An 18,603-nucleotide genomic window follows, 5' to 3' on the forward strand; every position below is an offset into this window, starting at 1 on the left:
GCGGGCCTATGGCCGTCTACACCGTCCTTATACCCAAGGCCGCGCCGGGCGAGGCTCCGCCGCCGGAGCGAATCGTCTTTCTGCGCGACGGCTTCTCGACGCCGGCCTTTCTCTTCGGGCCTTTGTGGCTGCTGTGGCGGCGCGCGTGGCTGCCGGCCGTCCTATGGACAGCCGGGCTCGCGCTGATCCTCGGCGGAGGCGCAGCTCTGGGGATAAATCCCGCGGCGGCCTCGGTCTTGCAGCTGGCGCTCGGCCTGCTGCTCGGCCTCGAGGGGCCGCGGCTCGTCGCCTGGTCGCTCGAGCGCAAGGGTTACACGGAGAGCGCCGTAATGGTCGCGGCTAGGATCGATGAGGCCGAGGACGTGTTTTTCGCCAATTGGCGCCCCTCCGGCGTCCTTCCGACGATCGTTACGCCACGGCCCGGCGGCCGGGCGGCGATGCGTTCGGTCATCGGCGGCCTGTTCGAGGAGCCGCGCGCGTGACGACGGCGATCATCGATTACGGATCGGGCAATCTGCACTCCGCCGCCAAGGCCTTCGAGCGCGCCGCGCGGGAAGGCGAGGGGGCGGAGATCACCGTCACCAATGATCCCGATGTCGTGCGCCGGGCCGAGCGCATCTGCCTGCCGGGCGTCGGCGCCTTTCGCGATTGCCGCAGCGGCCTTTCGGCGCTCGCCGGGCTGGACGAGGCGCTGCGCGAGGCGGTGATCGAGCGCGGCCGGCCGTTCCTCGGCATATGCGTCGGCATGCAGCTGATGGCGACGCGCGGCCTCGAGCATGGCGAGGCGGCCGGTCTCGGCTGGATCGCCGGCGATGTCGCGGTCATCGAGCCCGCGGACAAGAGCCTGAAAATTCCCCATATGGGCTGGAACACGCTGGAGCTGACGCGCCCGCATGCGCTCTTTTCCGGCATCCCCACCGGAAAGGACGGGCTGCACGCCTATTTCGTGCACTCCTACCAATTCCTGCCTACATCGCCCGACCATATCGTGGCGACGACCGATTACGGCGCTCCGCTGACTGCGGCGGTCGCGCGCGACAATCTCGTCGGCACGCAATTCCATCCCGAGAAGAGCCAGAGGCTCGGCCTCGCTCTCATCGCGAATTTTCTGAGGTGGCGTCCGTGATCCTGTTTCCTGCGATCGATCTCAAAGAGGGTCAATGCGTCCGCCTCGTCGAGGGCGAGATGTCCTCGGCGACCGTGTTCAACGACGATCCGACCGCGCAGGCGCAGGCCTTCGCCGCCCAAGGTTTCGAATATCTCCACGTCGTCGATCTCGACGGCGCCTTCGCCGGCGCGCCGATGAACGCGCTCGCCGTCGAGGGCATTCTCGCCAACATAAAGATTCCGGTGCAGCTCGGCGGCGGCATTCGCGAGATGCGCACCATCTCGCGCTGGCTCGACAAGGGAATTTCGCGCGTCATCATCGGCACGGCCGCGGTGCGCGACCCGACGCTGGTGCGCGAGGCGGCGCGGCTCTATCCGGGCCGCATAGCGGTGGGCATTGACGCCAAGGACGGCTTCGTCGCCGTCGAGGGCTGGGCGCGCCGCACCCATGTCTCGGCGCAGGATTTGGGGCGCAGCTTCGAGGACGCCGGCGTCGCCGCCATCGTCTACACCGACATCTCCCGCGATGGAGTCTTGAAGGGCCTCAACATAGAGGCGACGCTGGCGCTCGCCGAGGCGCTGAGCATTCCGGTCATCGCCTCGGGCGGCCTCGCCTCGCTCGCCGACATAGAGCGGCTGCTGCAGCCCGACTGCAAGAAGCTCGCGGGCGCGATCACCGGCCGCGCGCTCTATGACGGACGGCTCGATCCGGCGGAAGCGCTGGCGTTGATCCGTCAGTCCCGGCAGGCGTCGACGAACGAGGGATAGAATGCTCAAATCCCGCGTCATCCCCTGCCTCGACGTGAAAGAGGGCCGCGTCGTCAAAGGCGTCAATTTCGTCGATTTGCGCGACGCTGGCGATCCGGTCGAATGCGCCATCGCCTATGACGCCGCCGGCGCCGACGAGCTGTGCTTTCTCGATATCACCGCGAGCCACGAGAATCGCGGCATCATGCTCGACGTCGTGCGCCGCACGGCGGAGGCCTGCTTCATGCCGCTCACCGTCGGCGGCGGCGTGCGCGTCGAGGACGACATTCGCAATCTCCTGCTCGCCGGCGCCGACAAGGCCTCGATCAATTCGGCGGCGGTCGCCGATCGGCAATTCGTGCGCGAGGCGGCCGAGAAATTCGGCTCGCAATGCATCGTCGTCGCCATAGACGCCAAGCGCGTCGGCGATCATTGGGAGATCTTCACCCATGGCGGCCGCCGCCCGACGGGCATAGACGCGGTCGAATACGCCAAGGAGGTCACGAGCCTCGGCGCCGGCGAAATTTTGCTCACCTCCATGGACCGCGACGGCGCCAAAATCGGCTTCGACATAGAGCTGACGCGCGCCGTGGCCGACGCCGTCGATGTGCCGGTCATCGCCTCGGGCGGCGTCGGGACGCTGGATCATCTCGTCGAAGGCGTGCGCGAAGGCCATGCTTCCGCCGTTCTCGCGGCGTCTATTTTCCACTTCGGCGAGTTCACCATCCCGCAGGCGAAGCGATATATGGCGAAAGCGGGCATACCGATGCGTCTCGACGGCCTGGAACCCTCATGAGCGATTTTTCCCTCGCCGATCTCTCACGTATCATCGCATCGAAGCGAGGCGCAGACGCCGCGCAATCCTATACCAAGAGCTTGTTCGAGGCCGGCACGCCCCGCATCGCCAAGAAATTCGGCGAGGAGGCAGTGGAGACCGTCATCGCCGCCATGGAGGGCGACCGAAAGAATCTGACGAGCGAGGCCGCCGACACGCTCTATCATCTGCTCGTGCTGCTGGAGGCGGGCGGCGTCACGCTCGCGGAAGTTCTCGCCGAGCTGCAGACGCGCACGGTCCAATCCGGCCATGCGGAAAAAGCGTCGCGCGGAGAGCGGAAATGAACGCCGACGCCTATCTGGGGGCCGGCGTCGCGCTGTCGCCCTATCGGCGCTTCACCCGCGCCGAATGGGCGAGCCTGCGCGCCGACACGCCGCTCACGCTCACGATCGACGATCTCACGCGGCTCAAATCGCTCGACGATCCGATCTCGCTGGAAGAGGTCATCGAGATTTATCTGCCGCTCTCGCGTTTGCTCGCGCTCTATGTCGCGGCGACGCAAGGCCTGTTCAAGGCGACGCAGCGGTTTCTGGGCGCCGAGGACGGCAAGATGCCCTATATCATCGGCGTCGCCGGCTCGGTCGCCGTGGGCAAATCCACGACGGCGCGCATCCTCAAGGCGCTGCTGTCGCGCTGGCCCAACACGCCGAAGGTGGAGCTCGTCACCACTGACGGCTTTCTCTATCCCAACGCCGTGCTCGAGCGCGACGGGCTGATGGACAAGAAGGGCTTTCCCGAGAGCTATGACAATCGCGCGCTGCTGCGCTTTCTGTCCGATGTGAAGGCCGGCCAGCGCAATGTCGCCGCGCCGGTCTATTCGCATCTCATCTATGATGTGGTGCCGGACGAGTTCTTCTATGTCGATCGGCCGGATATTCTCATCGTAGAAGGCGTGAATGTGCTGCTCGCCAGCCGTCCGCGCGAGGATGGGCGCGAAATTCCCTTCGTCTCGGATTTCTTCGACTTCTCGGTCTATCTGCACGCCGAGGAGGATGTGCTCGAGCAATGGTATGTGGAGCGTTTCCAGCGCCTGCGCGAGACGGCCTTCCGCGACCCGCTCTCCTATTTCAAGAAATACGCCGATCTCGACGATGCGGAGACGAAGCGCGTCGCCAAGGATATTTGGACACGCATCAATCTCGAAAATCTGCGCCGCAACATCTCGCCGACGCGCCCGCGCGCCAGCCTGGTGCTGACCAAAGGCGCGGACCATCGCATAGAGGAAGTCGCGCTGCGCAAGCTGTGAGCGAGCCGCGACGGCGCGTCCAATTCATTGCAGAGCCGCGCCGCTTCGATCGGCGCGGGCCTCATGTCATTGCGGAGGAGCGATCATGTCGGAGGCGCCGCATTCGGCGGATTACATTCACGACGAGCGCTTCGATTGGTGGAGCCGTGATTTTCTCCGCCTGCTGAAGTCGCGCGCGATCGGCGACACCGTCGCGACGAGCCTCGCGGATTTCGGCGTCGGTGAAGGGCATTGGAGCCTCGGCCTTCTCGACGCCTTCGTCGATCTGCGGGAAGTGACGGGCGTCGATCGGGAGCGCGAATGGTGCGCGCGCTCCGCAAGAAAATATGCCGAGCGCGCGCCGCATATCGCCTATCGCGCGGTCGAGGCGGATGCGAGCGACACCGGCCTCCCAGGCGGCTCGTTCGATATCGTCACCGCGCAGACTTTGCTGATGCACAGTCTCGCGCCGGAAAAAATCGTCGCGGAAATGCGTCGCGTGGCGAAGCGCGGCGGAACGATCGTCTGCGTCGAGCCGGTCAATCATTTGAATTGGGCGCAGACGCTCGAATTGACGCATTTCCTCGCGCCCGCCGAACGCGCCGCCTTCTATGGCGTTTGGGTCAGATTCGTCGATTTCGTCAAATCGCGGAGAGGCGACCAGGATATCGGTCTGCGCTTGCCGACCTTGCTCGCGCGGGCGGGGCTCGAGAATATTCGCATATGGTCGAACGATCGCGTGCGTCTCGATCCGATCGAGACCTACGATATCGATTTTCTCGAAGAGGAAATGGGTCGCGATTGGGTGAGGGAGGCGCTGGCCGGCGCAGCGATCGGCGCCGCCGAAATCGAGTTCGTGAAAGCGATCGTCGCGAGAATTCGCGCCGAAAAGCCGCCAGAGCTCGACTTCGTGCCGCGCGCGTCGGCGAGCTTCATTTGCGTCGCGACTGCGCCGTGACCGCCAGCGACACAGAGCCGGCGCGTTCGTCCCCTATATTCTTCGTCGATTCGAGCGAGACCCTTCCACCCTTTCCCGATGCTCGAGCAGGAGAGCAAGAATGACCAGCCGTCTCGATTACGCTCACGCGGCGCCCGAAGGCATGAAAGCGCTCGGCGTCGCGCATTCCTATGTCGCCGCCAGTGGGCTCGGCAAAGCGCTCGTCGAGCTCGCCTATCTGCGCGTGTCGCAGATCAATGGCTGCGCCTATTGCCTCGATCTGCACACGCGCGCGCTCATAAACGAGGGCTTCACCGTGGAGAGGCTCGCGCTTGTTTCAGTCTGGCGCGAGGCGGAGGCGCTGTTCTCCGAGCGCGAGCGCGCCGCTCTCGCCTGGGCGGAGACGGTGACGCGCGTCGCCGAGACCGGCGTTCCCGATGCGGAATTCGCCGCCGTCTCGACGCAATTTTCCGAGAAGGAGCTCGCCGATCTGACGATCGCGATCGGCCTGATGAACGCTTATAATCGCATCGCCATCTCCTTTCGCGCGACGCCCGCCGCGGTGAAGCGCGCCGCGAGCCATGCGTAGCGAGAGAGGGCTCGATTGGGTGAGCTTTCTGCTCGCCGATGTGCAGAGCGGCGTCGGGCCGTTTCTGGCCATTTATCTGTGGTCGAGCCAGCATTGGGACGCCACCCATATCGGCGTCATCATGACCATCGCCGGCGCGGCGACAGTGGCCGCGCGCGCCCCTGCCGGCGCGCTGGTCGATTGGACGCGCGGCAAGCGCGGGCTCATCGCCGCGGGCGCGCTGCTCGTCGCGGCGGGCACTGCGGCGCTCGGTCTTTTTCCGTTTTTCTGGCCCGCGGCCGCGGCGCAGACCATCATCGGCGCCTGCGACGCGGTGTTTCCGCCGGCCATAGCGGCGATCAGCCTGGGCGTCGTCGGCCGCGCGCTCTTCGCCGAGCGCGTCGGCCGCAATGAAGCCTTCAACCATGCCGGCAATGTCGTGACGGCGATCGCGGCGGGGCTCGCCGGCTGGCTGATCGCGCCGGTCGCCGTGCTGTGGCTCGTCGTGCTGCTCGCCTGCGCCAGCGCCCTCGCGCTGGTGATGATCGACGCGAGCGAGATCGACCATCGCGCCGCGCGCGGTCTCGCGGACGGCGACGACGACCCCGACGATGGCGCGCGCCCGAGCGGACTGCGCGTGATCTTCGAATCGCGCCCGCTGCTGATCTTCACCGCGGCGATCACGCTGTTTCATTTCGCCAATGCCGCAATGCTGCCGCTCGTCGGCGAAAGGCTGAGCGAGGGGCGCGAGCAGACCGGCTCGCTGTTCATGGCCGCCTGCATCATCGCCGCCCAGGCGGTGATGATTCCCATGGCCGCTCTCGTCGGCGCCAAAGCCGATCTCTGGGGCCGCAAGCCGCTGCTGCTCGCTGGCTTCGCCGTGCTGCCGATCCGCGGGCTGCTCTACACATTTTTCGACGATCCGGCCTATCTCGTCTCCATCCAACTGCTCGATGGCGTCGGCGCGGGCCTGTTCGGCGCTCTGTTCTTCATCGTGATCGACGATCTGACCGAAGGAACGGGCCATTACAGCCTCGCGCTCGGCGCTTCCGGCGCATGCTGGGGCGCGGGCGCCGCGCTAAGCAATGTCGTCGCCGGCGCGCTCGTCGACACTGCCGGTTTCAACGTCGCTTTTCTGTTTCTCTCCGCCGTCGCGGCGCTCGCTTTTCTGCTGCTCTGGCTCGGCATGCCGGAAAGCGCTAAGCCAGTGCGATCCGCCGCTTGAACGCGTGAGTCCGAATGGCTGAAAGAGAACGCTCGCCCTTTGTCGCGGCGCTGCTGGCGGTCGCGCTCGTCTTCGTCGGCGCGCTCGCGGCCGCCGCCGGCGCGACGCTGCTGGCCTCGCTCCCCGCGCTGCTCGCGGGCGGCGCGTCGCCGGCATGGACGCATGCTATCGCCATCATCGTCTTCGCGGGGACCTATGTCGTCATCGCGCTCGGCGAGGCGCCGGGGCTGCGGCTCGATCGCGCCGGCGCGGCGCTGCTCGGCGCCAGCCTCATGGTCGGGCTCGGCGTGCTGCCGCTGGACGCGGCCTATCGCGCCATTGATTTCGACACGATCACGCTGCTGCTCGGCATGATGATCGTCGTCGCCAATCTGCGCCTCTCCGGCTTTTTTCGCCTGGCGAGCAATTTCGTCGTCGCGCGCGCGAAGACGCCGCTCGCTCTGCTCGCCGCCATCGTGCTGGTGACGGGCGCCTTCTCGGCCTTTCTCGTCAATGACGCCATCTGCCTCGTGATGACGCCTTTGACGCTCGAGCTGACGCGCCGGCTGAAGCGCGATCCGCTGCCCTATCTCCTCGCCGTGCCCATGGCCTCCAATGTCGGCAGCGTGGCGACGATCACCGGCAATCCGCAGAACATGATCATCGGCGGCCTGTCGCATATTCCCTATGGCGCCTTCGCCGCGGCGCTATGGCCGGTCGCGGCCTTCGGCCTTCTCGCCACTTTTGCGCTCGTCGCGCTGTTCTATCGGAGCGAATTTCTCACGCGCGAGAGACTGCCCGTCGCGGCGCCGGCGCCTGCGCGGGCGCGTGGCTTTCTCGTCATCAAATCGGTGGTGGTGACGCTGGCCATGATGGCGCTCTTCTTCGCAGGGCAGCCGGTGGCGAAGGTCGCCATAGTCGGTGGCGCGCTGCTGCTGGTCACGCGTCATGTGAAGGCGGAGAAGGTCTATCGCGAGATCGACTGGCCGCTTCTCTTGATGTTCGTCGGCCTGTTCATCGTCGTCGAGGGACTCGAGGCCACTGTGCTGACGCCGGAGGCCGTCGCATCCATCGGCCGCTTCGATCTCTCCAACGCCGGCGTTCTGGCGGTGGTTTCCGCTGTCCTCTCCAATCTCGTCAGCAATGTGCCGGCGGTATTGGCGCTGAAGCCGTTCCTCACCGGCGCGGCCGATCCGCAGCGCGCCTGGCTCGTCGTCGCCATGGCCTCGACGCTCGCCGGCAATCTGACGCTCATCGGCTCCGTCGCGAATCTCATCGTCGCCGAGCGCGCCCGCACGGCGGGCGTCTCCATCGGCTTCTGGGCCTATTTCAAGATCGGCGCGCCGCTGACGCTTATCACCGTCGCCTTCGGCGCATGGCTTTTGTGACGCGAGGCAACTTTTTCTTTCGCGCCGCGTTTTTGATGCAAAGAGGGCCGGGGGCTCACGAGGGAGGTCGAAATGGCGACCGCTATCCCTGAACTTCATATGATCTCGAGCGAGCATATCGTCGGCGCGAAAATCTTCGATCCGAGCGGCAAGGAGATCGGCGAGATCGATCATCTGATGATCGATCCCATCACCGGCCAGGCGCGCTACGCCATCGTCGATTTCTGCGGCTTCATGTGCCTGCGCAAGGGCCATCACGCCGTGCCGTGGAAGGCGCTCTTCTACGACCAGGACAGGCGTCGTTATACGACTTCTGTGACGGAGCAGATGCTGGAGAAGGCGCCGGAATATAGCGAGGCGAGCTGGACCGATCGCGACTGGGAGACGCGCATCCACCAGCATTACGGCGCGGCGCCCTATTGGGAGGGCGCGGCGCTGGAAGCGCGCCATTGATTTGATGCGAGCCTGACGGCTAGCGGGCTAAACGCCGCGAGCCGTCACAGGCTCGCTCGGCGTCCTCCGTCAAATATGAATCGCCCGCCCGAAGGCGTCGAGCGCGCTCTCATGTATGGTCTCCGAGAGCGTCGGATGCGGGAAGATGGTCTCCATCAGCTCCGCCTCGGTCGTCTCCAGATTCATCGCGATCACGAAGCCTTGAATCAGCTCCGTCACCTCGGCGCCGATGAGATGCGCGCCGAGCAGGCGTCCGCTCTTGGCGTCGAATATGGTCTTGACCAGCCCCTCCGTCTCGCCCAGGGCGATGGCCTTGCCATTGGCGATATAGGGAAAGCGCCCGATCTTCGGCTCATGTCCGGCCGCTTTCGCCGCCGCTTCCGTGAGCCCAACCGAGGCGATCTGCGGATGGCAATAGGTGCAGGCGGGAATGCGCGTGCGCTCGATCGGATGCGGCGACAGCCCGGCGATCGCCTCCACGCAGACGACGCCCTCATGCTCCGCCTTATGGGCGAGCATGGGCGGCCCGGCGACATCGCCGATCGCATAAATACCTGAGACATTGGTGCGGCCGAGGCCGTCGGTGAGAATGACGCCGCGATCGGTCTTCATGCCCAGAGCCTCCAGCCCCAGCCCCTCGCTATTTGGAACGACGCCCACGGCGGAGATGACGCGCTCGGCCTCTATGCTCTGCTCGCCGCTCTCGGCCGCGATCGTCGCGGTGACGCCATTGTCGCTCTTGTCGAGCTTCGCGAGCTTGGCGCTGGTGATGATTTTGATCCCTTGCTTCTCGAAGGATTTGCGCGCCAGCGCGGCGATCTCGGCGTCTTCCGCCGGCAGGATTTGCGGCAGCGCCTCCACCAGAGTTACCTGCGCCCCGAAGGTCGAGTAGAAGGACGCGAATTCGACGCCGATCGCGCCGCCGCCGACGACGAGCAGAGATTTCGGCATGGAAGGCGGCAGCAGCGCCTCGAAATAGGTCCAGATACGCTCGCCGTCCGGCTCGAGGCCCGGCAGAGCGCGCGGCCGCGCGCCAGTCGCGACGATGATGTGCTTGGCCGAATAGACGCCTTCGCCGAGGATGTTTTTCGGCCGGGGGAATTGCGGGCGCGCGGCTCCCTTGGGCGCGGCGACGCGAATCTCGCCCGGCGCGGCAAGCGCGGCCTCGCCCCAGATCACATCGATCTTGTTCTTCTTGCACAGGAACTCGACGCCGGCGTTGAGCCGTCCGGCGACAGCGCGCGAGCGCTTCACCAGCGCTTCGGCGTCGAAGGAGACCTCGCCCTCTATGCGCAGGCCGAAATCCTTCGCATGTTTCGCGAGCCGAAAGATATCGGCCGAGCGCAGCAGCGCCTTGGTGGGAATGCAGCCCCAATTGAGGCAAATGCCGCCCAAATGCTCGCGCTCGACAATGGCCGTCCTCAGCCCGAGCTGCGCGGCGCGGATGGCGGCGACATAGCCGCCCGGCCCGCCGCCGATGACGATGAGATCATAAGAATTGGCCATGGAAGCCCTCGCGACCGCCGGCGCCGCTCGAATGATTCCCTTCGAGCCGCTGCGCTCTCATATGTGGCCGATGCGCGCGCCGGGCGCCATAGGCGCGAGGCGTCAGGGCCGCGTCAGCTGCCGGCGCAGTTCCGCGCGCCCGCGCCGCTCGAAATGCGCGCGGGCGGAAGGATAGCGGCCGCGCGCGATCAGAAAGGCGACGTCGGGATTGCGCGCGATATAGGCCTCGGCGTCGAAATCCTCCGGCGTGGCCGGCTGGTCGTGCGGGATCATCTGCACGCGCCCCTCATAGCGGCCATAGCGCGTAAAATGCGCGCGGCCGGAGAGAATGCTCCCGCTGCGAACTTTCTCGGCGACATCGGGATTGGCGTAGAGATAGGCGCGCTCGTCGAAATTCTCGAGCGTGGCGATTTGCGCGAAGCTCGCTTCCGGCGGCAGAATGGGCGAAGGCGCGGCCTCGCGCGGCGTCAATGGACGCAGCTCGCGCAAAAAGGCGAGGGCGCGGCGCAAGGCGCGGCCGCCGGACGCCGCCGCCGCCTCCAGCCGCAGCGGCGCCAGCTCCGCCGCGCCGATTCGCGCGCCGCGCCGATCGGCCTCGGCGGCGATGTCGTAGAAGCGCAGAAAATGCGCATAGCCCCGCGGATCGCGGGCGTAGAGCTGCGAGATGAGATCGGTCCCCGCGGGCGCGGCCGCGAGGCGGCGCGCATCCTCCGCCTTGGGGCCGTGGAAATGCACGATGGACGCGCCCCATTCGACGCCCCAATAGGGCTTCCAATGCATGGCGAGCGGCAGATGGTCCCAGCGCGCTGCGAAATGCGCGTTGAGCGCTTCTTGGTCATAGTGATGAGGCAGGCCGAGCGCGGCGCGCGCGCTCCGCATCAGCGGCTCATATTCGGCGCGCATGGCCGGGATGTTGAGGAGCAGCACGCCCGAGCAGAATTGCGACCACTCATGCGGCTCGTGCTGGGGCGCGGCGGCGAAATAGCGCGGCCGCAGCGGCGATAGCTCGACCGGCCGGGCGAACAGCACGTCGCAATCGGTGTAGAGGACGAATTCGTCCGTCGTCTCGATGAGGGGAATTTCGAGCCGCAGAAAGGCGCCGGCGGCGATGGAGCGGCTCCAGTCCGGCGTCTCCGGCGTCGCCTCTATGGCCTCGATGAGGCCGGAGCGCCGGCTATGGATATGGACGGGCGCGTCATGGCCGAGACTGGCGCGGAGCCGGTCCGCCTCGCCGTCGAAGACGAGATGCGGCTCGAGCCCCGCTAGGTCGATCGCCGTGCGGACGGCGACGCGCAAATGCTCGGCGTAGCGGTCGAGAGCCGACGCATTCAGGCAGGAATACCATTTCATCCGAAAGGATTCCCGCGTCGAAAACGTCGGCGCCGACGGATCAGGCCGTCTGCGGCAGCGCGGCCTTGGCCTTCTCGACGATGGCCTTGAAGGCCTCCGGCTGGGTGATGGCGAGCTCGGACAGAACCTTGCGGTCCACCGTGACGCCGGCCTTGGCGAGGCCGTCGATGAAGCGGCTGTAGGTCAGGCCCAGCTCACGCACGGCGGCGTTGAGGCGCTGAATCCACAGAGCGCGGAAGACGCGCTTCTTGGCCTTGCGGTCGCGCGTCGCATATTGCATCGAGCGATCGACCGCGGCCTTGGCGGCGCGGATGGTGTTCTTGCGACGGCCGTAGAAGCCTTTGGCGGCATCCAGGGTCTTTTTGTGCTTGGCGTGCGAGGTGACGCCGCGTTTGACGCGAGCCATGACATGATCCTTTCAGGAAATCCGAAATCGGGGGAAGGGGAGAAGCTCAGCCGTTGGGCAGGAAATACTTCTTGACGTTGTCGCCGTCCGTCTTGAACAGGACGGAGGTCCCGCGCAGATTTCGGATCTGCTTGTTGGTGCGCTTGATCATGCCGTGGCGCTTGCCCTTCTGGGCGTAGACCACCTTGCCGGTGCCGGTGATCTTGAAGCGCTTTTTGGCGCCCGATTTGGTCTTCAGCTTGGGCATTTTGCTCTCCTGGGCTCGAGGCCCTGTTCTGCGCGCCGGCTTCCCGGCGCTTTATTCGCGCGAGCGAAAAGAACCGCCACGGCAGCCCATCACTGGCCGGGCGGTTCGGAAGCGCGGCTTATAAGCGGAAAGACAGGAGGTTGGCAAGCCCGTGCGTCGAAGCCGCCAAAACCCTTCGGCGTGGCGGTCAGCGATCCAGCGCTGCGGCATTCGCGGGGCCGGCCTCGTTCCTCGAAGGAGGCAGCGCCCATCGTAGCGCATCGGGCAGCGTAAGGCTCCAGGCTGCGAAATCGTGACCTCCATCGAATTCGACATAATGAGGTCGGTAGCCGTGTCGCCGCAATGCGTCTCGAAATCTCTTCACCCCTTCGATCTGGGAGACCGCCTGAAAAACATCCTCTTTGTGCAGAACGTTTTCCTGCGTTTCTCTAAGTGTCGGTCCGGAGACATATTGAATCGGATGAATCGCTTATGATTTAATGGCGGGCCTGATTGTCTCGGAGCCTGTCGATGTGGACGAATGAAAACCGCGCGCGATACGATCGTAGCAAATTGCGCTACCCGAGCGACATCACGGATGCTGAGTGGGCGCTTGTCGAACCGCTGATCCCACCAGCCAGACGTGGAGGCGGCAAGCGCACGGTCGCGATGCGCGCGGTCGTGAACGGGCTGATGTATGTGCTCTCGACCGGCTGCCAATGGCGCGCGATCCCCAAGGACTTGCCGGCCAAGAGCACGGTCTACGGCTATTTCGATCTTTGGACATACGACGGAACGCTCGATCGCATCCATCACGCTCTTTATGTGAAATGTCGCGAGGCGGCGGGACGGGAGGCCAGCCCGACAGCCGCTGTCATCGACAGCCAGAGCGTGAAAAGCGCCGAAAAAGGGGGGGCTGCATCGATCCGCACGGCTACGATGCCGGAAAGAAGGTCAAGGGCAAGAAGCGGCATATTCTTGTCGATACGATAGGCTTGCTGCTTCATGCGCTCGTTCATCCGGCCGACATTCAGGATCGTGATGGCGGCGCTCTCGTCCTGCGCACGTTGTTCGGGAAGTTCCCATTTCTGCAAAAGCTGTTCGCAGACGGCGGCTACCAGGGCCCGCAGTTTCACGACGCGCAGAAGAAGGCCTTGCCGTTCGTCGACACCGAGATCGTCAAGCGCTCGGACGCCGCCAAAGGCTTCGAAATTCTGCCCCGCCGATGGATCGTCGAAAGAACCTTCGCTTGGCTCGGTCGCTGCCGAAGGCTGGCCAAGGACTTCGAAAACCTCAATCGCAAGGCGCTGGCGTTCCTGAACCTCGCCTCCATCCGCCTGATGCTCAGAAGACTTTGTAATCAAGCATAAAGTTCACGGACAGACTTTAATGCCGACGTCCAGGTAGAATTCTGTTTTCGGCTTGCGATCCAGCGTCTCGAAGCAGTCGATGATCCAGCAGTCGTTCGACCAGAACGAGCCGGACTGGGCGATCACCTTGGTGAAACGGGACGGGCACATCATAGAGACATAAGCCGCGGTCAGACCAGTATAGCTGAGACCGGCGATCACGCGCTCCCGGGCTTCGAGGGCGCTCGGATAGGCTCTCTCCAGCCATGGGAACAGCTCTTCTTCTATGAAGCGAGCGAAAGGAGAATAGCAGGGGCATTCCACCCACCGGGATGCGGCGCTCTCCACAGAGACGAAAACAAAAAGTGAGCTATCGATGTCACCCTCGGAATCGAGGGCGTCGATGATCGAGGTCGCCCCGACACGGTCCCGGTAGAGCTCCCCATCCAAAAACACCGTCACGTTCGAGGCTCTATTCCCCGGCTCTCGCACCCATATCGCGCGCTCGTTCGCGAGATGGACGCTCTTTAAAAAGTGCTGCGTTTCTTTCATTTCTTGTCCAACTTCGTATCGGCGGCATCGTCGATTCGAATATCCGAAGCCGTCTACGGCCGAATCCCGGCGGCATTGTGCTTCTGCGACCGTCGCGATGGCCGGGCCACCCGCCGCGACGCCTATGCGCGGGCGATGGAGACATGTCTCGCCACCAAGGCGTGGGCCGCCGAGGCCGCCGGGCGATGACCTCGTATTGCTGAGTTGCGACGCGATCCGGCCTTCGTCCGAATCCGCGCCTTCACTGCGGCTTGGCCAGCCGCCACAGCCACAGGCAGAGGCCGAGTAGCACGATCAGCGCCACCGCGCTCGGCCATAGCGGCATGGAGGAGCCGCCGACCTGAATGTCCGGCTGTGTCGCCAGCCGCCCCGCCTGTCCGAGCGCCATAAGGCCGAAGATGACCGCCGCCACTTTCAATCCGGTGATCTGTGAATGCATCGCTTCGTCCTCCAGAAACCTCGGTCGGGTCATATAAAAGCGCGGGCGGCGGGGAAAAGGGCGCGCCGCATTGCGGCCCGGCCTCGCTCGGCCTATCTGCAGCTCACATGCAGTGGAGGCTCAGATGCGGCAGCCGGCGATTTTCATCTCTCACGGGGGCGGCCCCTGCTTCTGGCTCGACGGCCCCATCGCTAGCGCTTTCGAGGGGCTGAAGGCCTATCTCGGCGGCCTGCTCGCCTCTCTGCCGGAGCGTCCGCGCGCCATTCTCATCGTCTCGGCGCATTGGGAGGAGAAGCGGGTCACTCTCGGCGCGGCGAAAGCGCCCGGCATGATCTTCGATTATTACGGCTTCCCCGAGCACACCTATCGCCTGAGCTATCCCGCGCCCGGCGCGCCGGAATTGGCCGAGAAGGCGCGTGGCCTGCTGGCTGCGTCCGGCGTCGAGACGGCGCTGGACGCCGCGCGCGGCTTCGACCACGGCGTCTTCGTGCCCATGCTGATCGTCGAGCCCGGCGCGACGATTCCGATTCTCACTCTGTCTTTGCGCGACGATCTCGATCCCGCCTTTCACATCGGCGTCGGCGCGGCGCTCGCGCCTCTGCGCGATGATGGCGTTCTCATTATCGGCAGCGGCAACAGCTTCCATAATCTGCGCACATTCTTCGACGGCGAGGCGAAGGCCGCCGCCGGCTTCGACGCCTGGCTGACAGACGCCGTGACGAAGCCGAGCCCCGAGCAACGCAATGCGCTGCTCGCGCAGTGGAGCGCGGCGCCATTCGCGCGCGCCTGCCATCCGCGCGAGGAGCATCTTCTGCCATTGATGGTGGTCGCGGGCGCCGCTGGAGAGGATGTGGGACGCCGCGTCTTTCACGATGCGGTCGTGGGCAAGGCGATTTCCGGCTTCGCCTTCGGCTGAGCGTGCGGAACTCCCGATCGCGCGATGCGCGCGTCGGGAATGACCTGCTCAGGCCGCGTCGCGCGCTTCCGCGGGGCCGAAATAGTCGAGATAGCGCGCGTCGATCTCGGCGACGCGCAAGACGACGAACACATCCGTCGTGTTGAACTTGCGATCGACCACGGCGCCGTCGCCGAATTTGGCGCCGCAGCGCAGATAGCCCTTTATCAGCGGCGGCAGCGCGCTCATCGCCTTGCGCGGATCGACCGCCTCTTTCGCCAGCATCTCCATCGGCACATGCATTTCGCGCCGCGCGCTCACGCGCCAATCTTCATCGGCGCGCGCATGATGCGCGAGAAAGCTCAGCGCCGCCGCATGGGCGAGCGGATTGGCGCCCTCGAGGCTCGCGCAGCCGATCATCGCATCGATGCGATGATGCCGCACATAGGCGAGTATGCCGCGCCACAAGAGCTCGATCGTGCGCTTGCCGCGATATTGCTCGAGCACGCAGGAGCGGCCGAGCTCGAGAAAGCGCGTTCCATGGTGACGGGCGAGCAGCGGGGCGATGTCATATTCGCCGGCCGAATAGAATCCGCCCTTCTTCTCCGCGACATCGCCGCGCAGCAGGCGATAGGCGCCGACCACCTTGGGCTTGATCTTGCCGAAGCGATTGCGCGCCGCATGATCGATGACGATGAGATGATCGCAAAATTTGTCGAAGCGATCGGCGTCGCGCCGCGTGATCGCGGCCTTGGCGTCGGCAATTGCGCCGCCCTTGCGGAAGAAAACCTTGAAGCGCAGCCGTTGCGCCTTGCGGATTTCCTTCTTGCTGCAGGCGAGCCGCACCTCGAGCGAGCCGAGCAGCGCGAGCGGGCCTTCGAGCCCGCCATGCTTTTTCTTTTTCGGCTTCAGGAGATTTTGCGGCTTCAGCAGGGGAAATGCGCCTGCGATGATCTTGCGGCCGGCGTCGGCGTGGATCGCCCACATTTCGCGTATCGTCTCCGCTCATGTCGCGCTCGCGCTTTTCGAGCGCTTGCGATCGAAGCGTTAGATCACGAGCGGGCGAAGCTTTTGTGACGACCTGCGGCGTTCCGATCGCGAGCCTTCGGGCTCGCATCGCGCGCAAATCTCTTTCGGAGACGGCGCGCGAAGATGCGCGCCGTCTCGATGCTTTCCTCAGCGCCGATGCGTCTCGGCCTGCGGGCCGCTCAGCAGCGGCGTTATTCGACGCACGGTCACGCGGCGATTCTCGCGCGAGGGGCCTTGCGTCTGCACTTTGAGATATTGCTCGCCATAGCCTTGCGTCGTCAGATTTTCCGGCGGCACGCCGAAGTCGCGCGACAAGATCGTCGCCACCGATTGCGCGCGGCGATCGGAGAGCGACAGATTGTCGACGTCCGAGCCCACCGCATCCGTATGGCCTTCGATAAGGAACACCTCGGCGGGATTGCGCTTGATCGCTTGGTTGAGCGCCTCTGCGACCGTCACGAGGCGTTGCGCCTGATCCGGCGTGATCGCCCAGGAGCCCGTGTCGAAATTGATCGTGTCGATATCGACGCTGCGCGTATAGGCGCGCACGGACGGGCTGTAGCGAATCTCGTCCAGCGTGTAGCGGCGCTGCAGAGGCGCGAGCGGCGGCGCCGTCAGCGTCTCATAAACCAGACGCTCGTCGGCGGCGCCGTAATCGACGACATAAGCGTCCGGCGCTATCTCGATCGGCGGCGGCGGCAGCACGACCACCTCCTCCGCGAAGCCGCGCGGCGGACCGCGGAAGCCATTGTCGATGAGGATGATCTCGCGGCCGTCGGGGAAGCGGCGCAAGCGGCGCAGCAGCACGCCATTGGCGTCGGTGTAGGTGAGCACCTCGCCGCCGTCGCGGCGGGCGTAGACGCTCACAAATTCCTCGCCGCGACGCTCGCTGCGCAGATTGCCGCCGAGCTCGCGGAAGCGCTCGTTCTCGTCGTGACGGATGAAGGCGCCGCCGCCCTCGCGCACGATGGTGCGGCCGGGCTCTTGCACGACCGTCACGCCTTCGCGCTCGAATTGCTGGCGACGCGCATGCACATCGTCGAGCCGATGCGCGCCGGGCTGGCTCAGCACGAAGCCGCCGACGAGGCCTGCCGCCGCGCCGATCGCCGCCGCCGCGGCCGGGGAGACGCGCGGTCCGCCGCCCGCCGGCGGGGCGCCATAGGGCGGCGGCGCGCCGGGAGTCGAGGCGGGATGAGGCGCGGCGGGCGGCGCGCCATAGGCGGCGCCAGTTGGGGACGGTCCGCCCGCCGGCGGGGCTCCATAGGCGGCGCCTCCGGCCTGCTGCGGAACATGCGGCGGGACGCCGCCGGCGCCGGGAGGCGCGCCGGGCGGGATCGCGCCTTGCTGTCCGGGCGGCAGAAAGCGTCCGCCAGGACCAGTGGCCGGCGGCGCGCCCGCATGATCTCCGGCCGGAGGAGCGCCCGGCGGCAGGCCATTGGGGCGCGGCGCGGCGCCGGGCTGGGCCGTGGATGGCAGGAGGTTTCCGCCGCCCTGCGCCGGCGTCCCGGCCGGCGGCTGGGCATGCGGCGCCGGCGCCTCGGGCGCGCCGCCGGCCGCGGGCGCGGGATGCGGGCCGCCGAGATGCGCCGGGGCGCCATTCGCGCCATTGGGCGGAAGGCCGCCGGCGGCCGGCGGGGCCGCGGAATGCGCCGGCGGGGCGGGGACGGCGGGCGAGGCGGGAGGCTGCTGTCCAATAGCGGGCGTGACGATCGGAGCGGCCGGCGCTATGCGCGCGGCGGGCGCGCCGGCGCCATGGTCGCCGCTCGGGACGGGAGCAGGGGGCCGGCCAGAGGCGGGAGCGCGACTCTCATGCGGGATGGCCGGCGAGGGGCTCTGAGTGGCGGCCGGATTGGCGGGCGCGATCGGATGGGGAATCGGGACGGCCGCAGGCGCCGCCGTGGGATGCGGCGGCGGAGCTTGCCGAATCGGCGCGGCCTGCTGCGGCGGATGGATTATGGCGGGGGCGGGCGGGGCCGGCGGCGCTGCGCGCAGCTGCGGGCGCGGAAACGGCGGGGCGCCGGCTCCGGGATAGGGGGCGGGCGGCGGCGCGGAGGGCGCATGCTGAATGGGCGCCGGATGGAAAGGCGCGGGCGGAGCCGCAGGAGCGGGGCGGGGCGCCGGTTGGGCCGGCCGCTGCGCCGGCAGCCGCTTTTCGTGATTTGGATCATAGCCTTGCGGCGCAGCCTGCGCCAGCAGCAAGGCTTCGCCGGCCGCGGCCGGCGCAATTCCGGCTTGCGGGCCGAGCGCCAGCGACGGCGTCATCAGCCCTGCGAGCAGCAAATTTTTTCGTCTCGACATTGTGTTCTCCCGTCAAGGGCGTGAGCCATCGCAATCCCCGCGCTGCCGTTGTGACCCGCGCGCGGGGCGAAATTTTTTCTTTTTTGTGG

20 protein-coding genes and 1 pseudogene are annotated in these 18,603 nt (G+C 66.2%); 13 read left to right on the forward strand and 8 right to left on the reverse strand.

Annotation, left to right across the window (positions count from 1 at the left end):
* Positions 1-8: 8 nt before the first annotated feature.
* The 11 genes from GYH34_RS08590 to GYH34_RS08640 all read left to right on the forward strand — a co-directional run bounded on the left by GYH34_RS08590 (position 9) and on the right by GYH34_RS08640 (position 8,464).
* Positions 9-482 (forward strand): DUF2628 domain-containing protein, encoded by a 474-nt coding sequence (locus GYH34_RS08590; RefSeq protein ID WP_161913219.1) that lies wholly within the window; start codon positions 9-11, stop codon positions 480-482.
* Positions 479-1,126 (forward strand): imidazole glycerol phosphate synthase subunit HisH, encoded by a 648-nt coding sequence (hisH, locus tag GYH34_RS08595; protein ID WP_161913220.1) that lies wholly within the window; start codon positions 479-481, stop codon positions 1,124-1,126. The genes GYH34_RS08590 and hisH overlap by 4 nt, the downstream gene beginning before the upstream one ends.
* The gene (gene hisA, locus GYH34_RS08600; protein WP_161913221.1) at positions 1,114-1,875 is read left to right on the forward strand and encodes a 1-(5-phosphoribosyl)-5-[(5-phosphoribosylamino)methylideneamino]imidazole-4-carboxamide isomerase; all 762 of its coding nucleotides are present in this window, start codon (positions 1,114-1,116) and stop codon (positions 1,873-1,875) included. Before hisH ends, hisA begins: the two co-directional genes overlap by 13 nt.
* A gap of 1 nt (position 1,876) precedes the next feature.
* Positions 1,877-2,650: an imidazole glycerol phosphate synthase subunit HisF gene (gene hisF / locus GYH34_RS08605; protein ID WP_018264699.1), complete on the forward strand. Its 774-nt coding sequence runs from the start codon at positions 1,877-1,879 to the stop codon at positions 2,648-2,650.
* A complete protein-coding gene (locus tag GYH34_RS08610; protein ID WP_161913222.1) occupies positions 2,647-2,973 on the forward strand; it encodes a phosphoribosyl-ATP diphosphatase in 327 nt (108 codons plus the stop codon). Before hisF ends, GYH34_RS08610 begins: the two co-directional genes overlap by 4 nt.
* Positions 2,970-3,935 (forward strand): type I pantothenate kinase, encoded by a 966-nt coding sequence (gene coaA / locus GYH34_RS08615; protein ID WP_161913223.1) that lies wholly within the window; start codon positions 2,970-2,972, stop codon positions 3,933-3,935. The genes GYH34_RS08610 and coaA overlap by 4 nt, the downstream gene beginning before the upstream one ends.
* An 85-nt stretch (positions 3,936-4,020) precedes the next feature.
* Positions 4,021-4,872: a class I SAM-dependent methyltransferase gene (locus GYH34_RS08620; protein ID WP_161913224.1), complete on the forward strand. Its 852-nt coding sequence runs from the start codon at positions 4,021-4,023 to the stop codon at positions 4,870-4,872.
* Positions 4,873-4,972: 100 nt separating this feature from the next.
* A complete protein-coding gene (locus GYH34_RS08625; RefSeq protein WP_161913225.1) occupies positions 4,973-5,440 on the forward strand; it encodes a carboxymuconolactone decarboxylase family protein in 468 nt (155 codons plus the stop codon).
* The gene (locus GYH34_RS08630) at positions 5,433-6,644 is read left to right on the forward strand and encodes an MFS transporter (RefSeq protein WP_161913226.1); all 1,212 of its coding nucleotides are present in this window, start codon (positions 5,433-5,435) and stop codon (positions 6,642-6,644) included. Before GYH34_RS08625 ends, GYH34_RS08630 begins: the two co-directional genes overlap by 8 nt.
* A 14-nt stretch (positions 6,645-6,658) precedes the next feature.
* Positions 6,659-8,011, forward strand: a complete 1,353-nt coding sequence (locus tag GYH34_RS08635) for an anion transporter (protein ID WP_174242385.1) — start codon at positions 6,659-6,661, stop codon at positions 8,009-8,011.
* Positions 8,012-8,083: 72 nt separating this feature from the next.
* Positions 8,084-8,464, forward strand: coding sequence for a PRC-barrel domain-containing protein (locus GYH34_RS08640; RefSeq protein ID WP_174242386.1), 381 nt, complete (start codon positions 8,084-8,086; stop codon positions 8,462-8,464).
* Between the two features lie 69 nt (positions 8,465-8,533).
* On the opposite strand, the gene lpdA is transcribed toward GYH34_RS08640, so the two are convergent.
* From lpdA to rpmI, 4 genes are all read right to left on the reverse strand, one after another.
* Entirely contained in the window at positions 8,534-9,970 is a 1,437-nt protein-coding gene (gene lpdA / locus GYH34_RS08645; protein ID WP_161913227.1) for a dihydrolipoyl dehydrogenase, read from the reverse strand.
* 102 nt (positions 9,971-10,072) lie between these two features.
* Positions 10,073-11,320 (reverse strand): hypothetical protein, encoded by a 1,248-nt coding sequence (locus GYH34_RS08650; RefSeq protein ID WP_161913228.1) that lies wholly within the window; start codon positions 11,318-11,320, stop codon positions 10,073-10,075.
* Between the two features lie 40 nt (positions 11,321-11,360).
* Entirely contained in the window at positions 11,361-11,726 is a 366-nt protein-coding gene (gene rplT / locus GYH34_RS08655; RefSeq protein ID WP_018264711.1) for a 50S ribosomal protein L20, read from the reverse strand.
* A gap of 46 nt (positions 11,727-11,772) precedes the next feature.
* On the reverse strand, positions 11,773-11,973 hold the full coding sequence (gene rpmI, locus GYH34_RS08660) for a 50S ribosomal protein L35 (RefSeq protein ID WP_018264712.1): 201 nt from the start codon (positions 11,971-11,973) through the stop codon (positions 11,773-11,775).
* A gap of 510 nt (positions 11,974-12,483) precedes the next feature.
* Between rpmI and GYH34_RS08665 the strand changes: the two are divergent.
* Positions 12,484-13,322: pseudogene (locus tag GYH34_RS08665) on the forward strand (IS5 family transposase).
* 3 nt (positions 13,323-13,325) lie between these two features.
* Here GYH34_RS08665 and GYH34_RS08670 read toward each other — a convergent pair.
* Both GYH34_RS08670 and GYH34_RS21660 read right to left on the reverse strand, forming a co-directional pair.
* On the reverse strand, positions 13,326-13,853 hold the full coding sequence (locus GYH34_RS08670; RefSeq protein WP_161913230.1) for an alpha/beta hydrolase-fold protein: 528 nt from the start codon (positions 13,851-13,853) through the stop codon (positions 13,326-13,328).
* 241 nt (positions 13,854-14,094) lie between these two features.
* Positions 14,095-14,292 carry a hypothetical protein gene (locus tag GYH34_RS21660; protein ID WP_036291806.1) on the reverse strand — a complete coding sequence of 66 codons (198 nt, stop codon included), beginning with the start codon at positions 14,290-14,292 and terminating at the stop codon, positions 14,095-14,097.
* A 124-nt stretch (positions 14,293-14,416) separates the two neighbouring features.
* Here GYH34_RS21660 and GYH34_RS08675 point away from each other — a divergent pair, with 124 nt between their 5' ends.
* Entirely contained in the window at positions 14,417-15,208 is a 792-nt protein-coding gene (locus GYH34_RS08675; protein ID WP_161913231.1) for a class III extradiol ring-cleavage dioxygenase, read from the forward strand.
* A gap of 48 nt (positions 15,209-15,256) precedes the next feature.
* Here the strand turns inward: GYH34_RS08675 and GYH34_RS08680 are convergent, their stop codons facing one another.
* Together GYH34_RS08680 and GYH34_RS08685 are read right to left on the reverse strand one after the other, a co-directional pair.
* Positions 15,257-16,174 (reverse strand): GNAT family N-acyltransferase, encoded by a 918-nt coding sequence (locus tag GYH34_RS08680; protein ID WP_161913232.1) that lies wholly within the window; start codon positions 16,172-16,174, stop codon positions 15,257-15,259.
* A 189-nt stretch (positions 16,175-16,363) separates the two neighbouring features.
* Entirely contained in the window at positions 16,364-18,514 is a 2,151-nt protein-coding gene (locus GYH34_RS08685) for an OmpA family protein (protein ID WP_161913233.1), read from the reverse strand.
* Positions 18,515-18,603 lie beyond the last annotated feature (89 nt).

Origin of the sequence: Methylosinus sp. C49 (genome assembly GCF_009936375.1) — a bacterium.
Taxonomy (GTDB): domain Bacteria; phylum Pseudomonadota; class Alphaproteobacteria; order Rhizobiales; family Beijerinckiaceae; genus Methylosinus.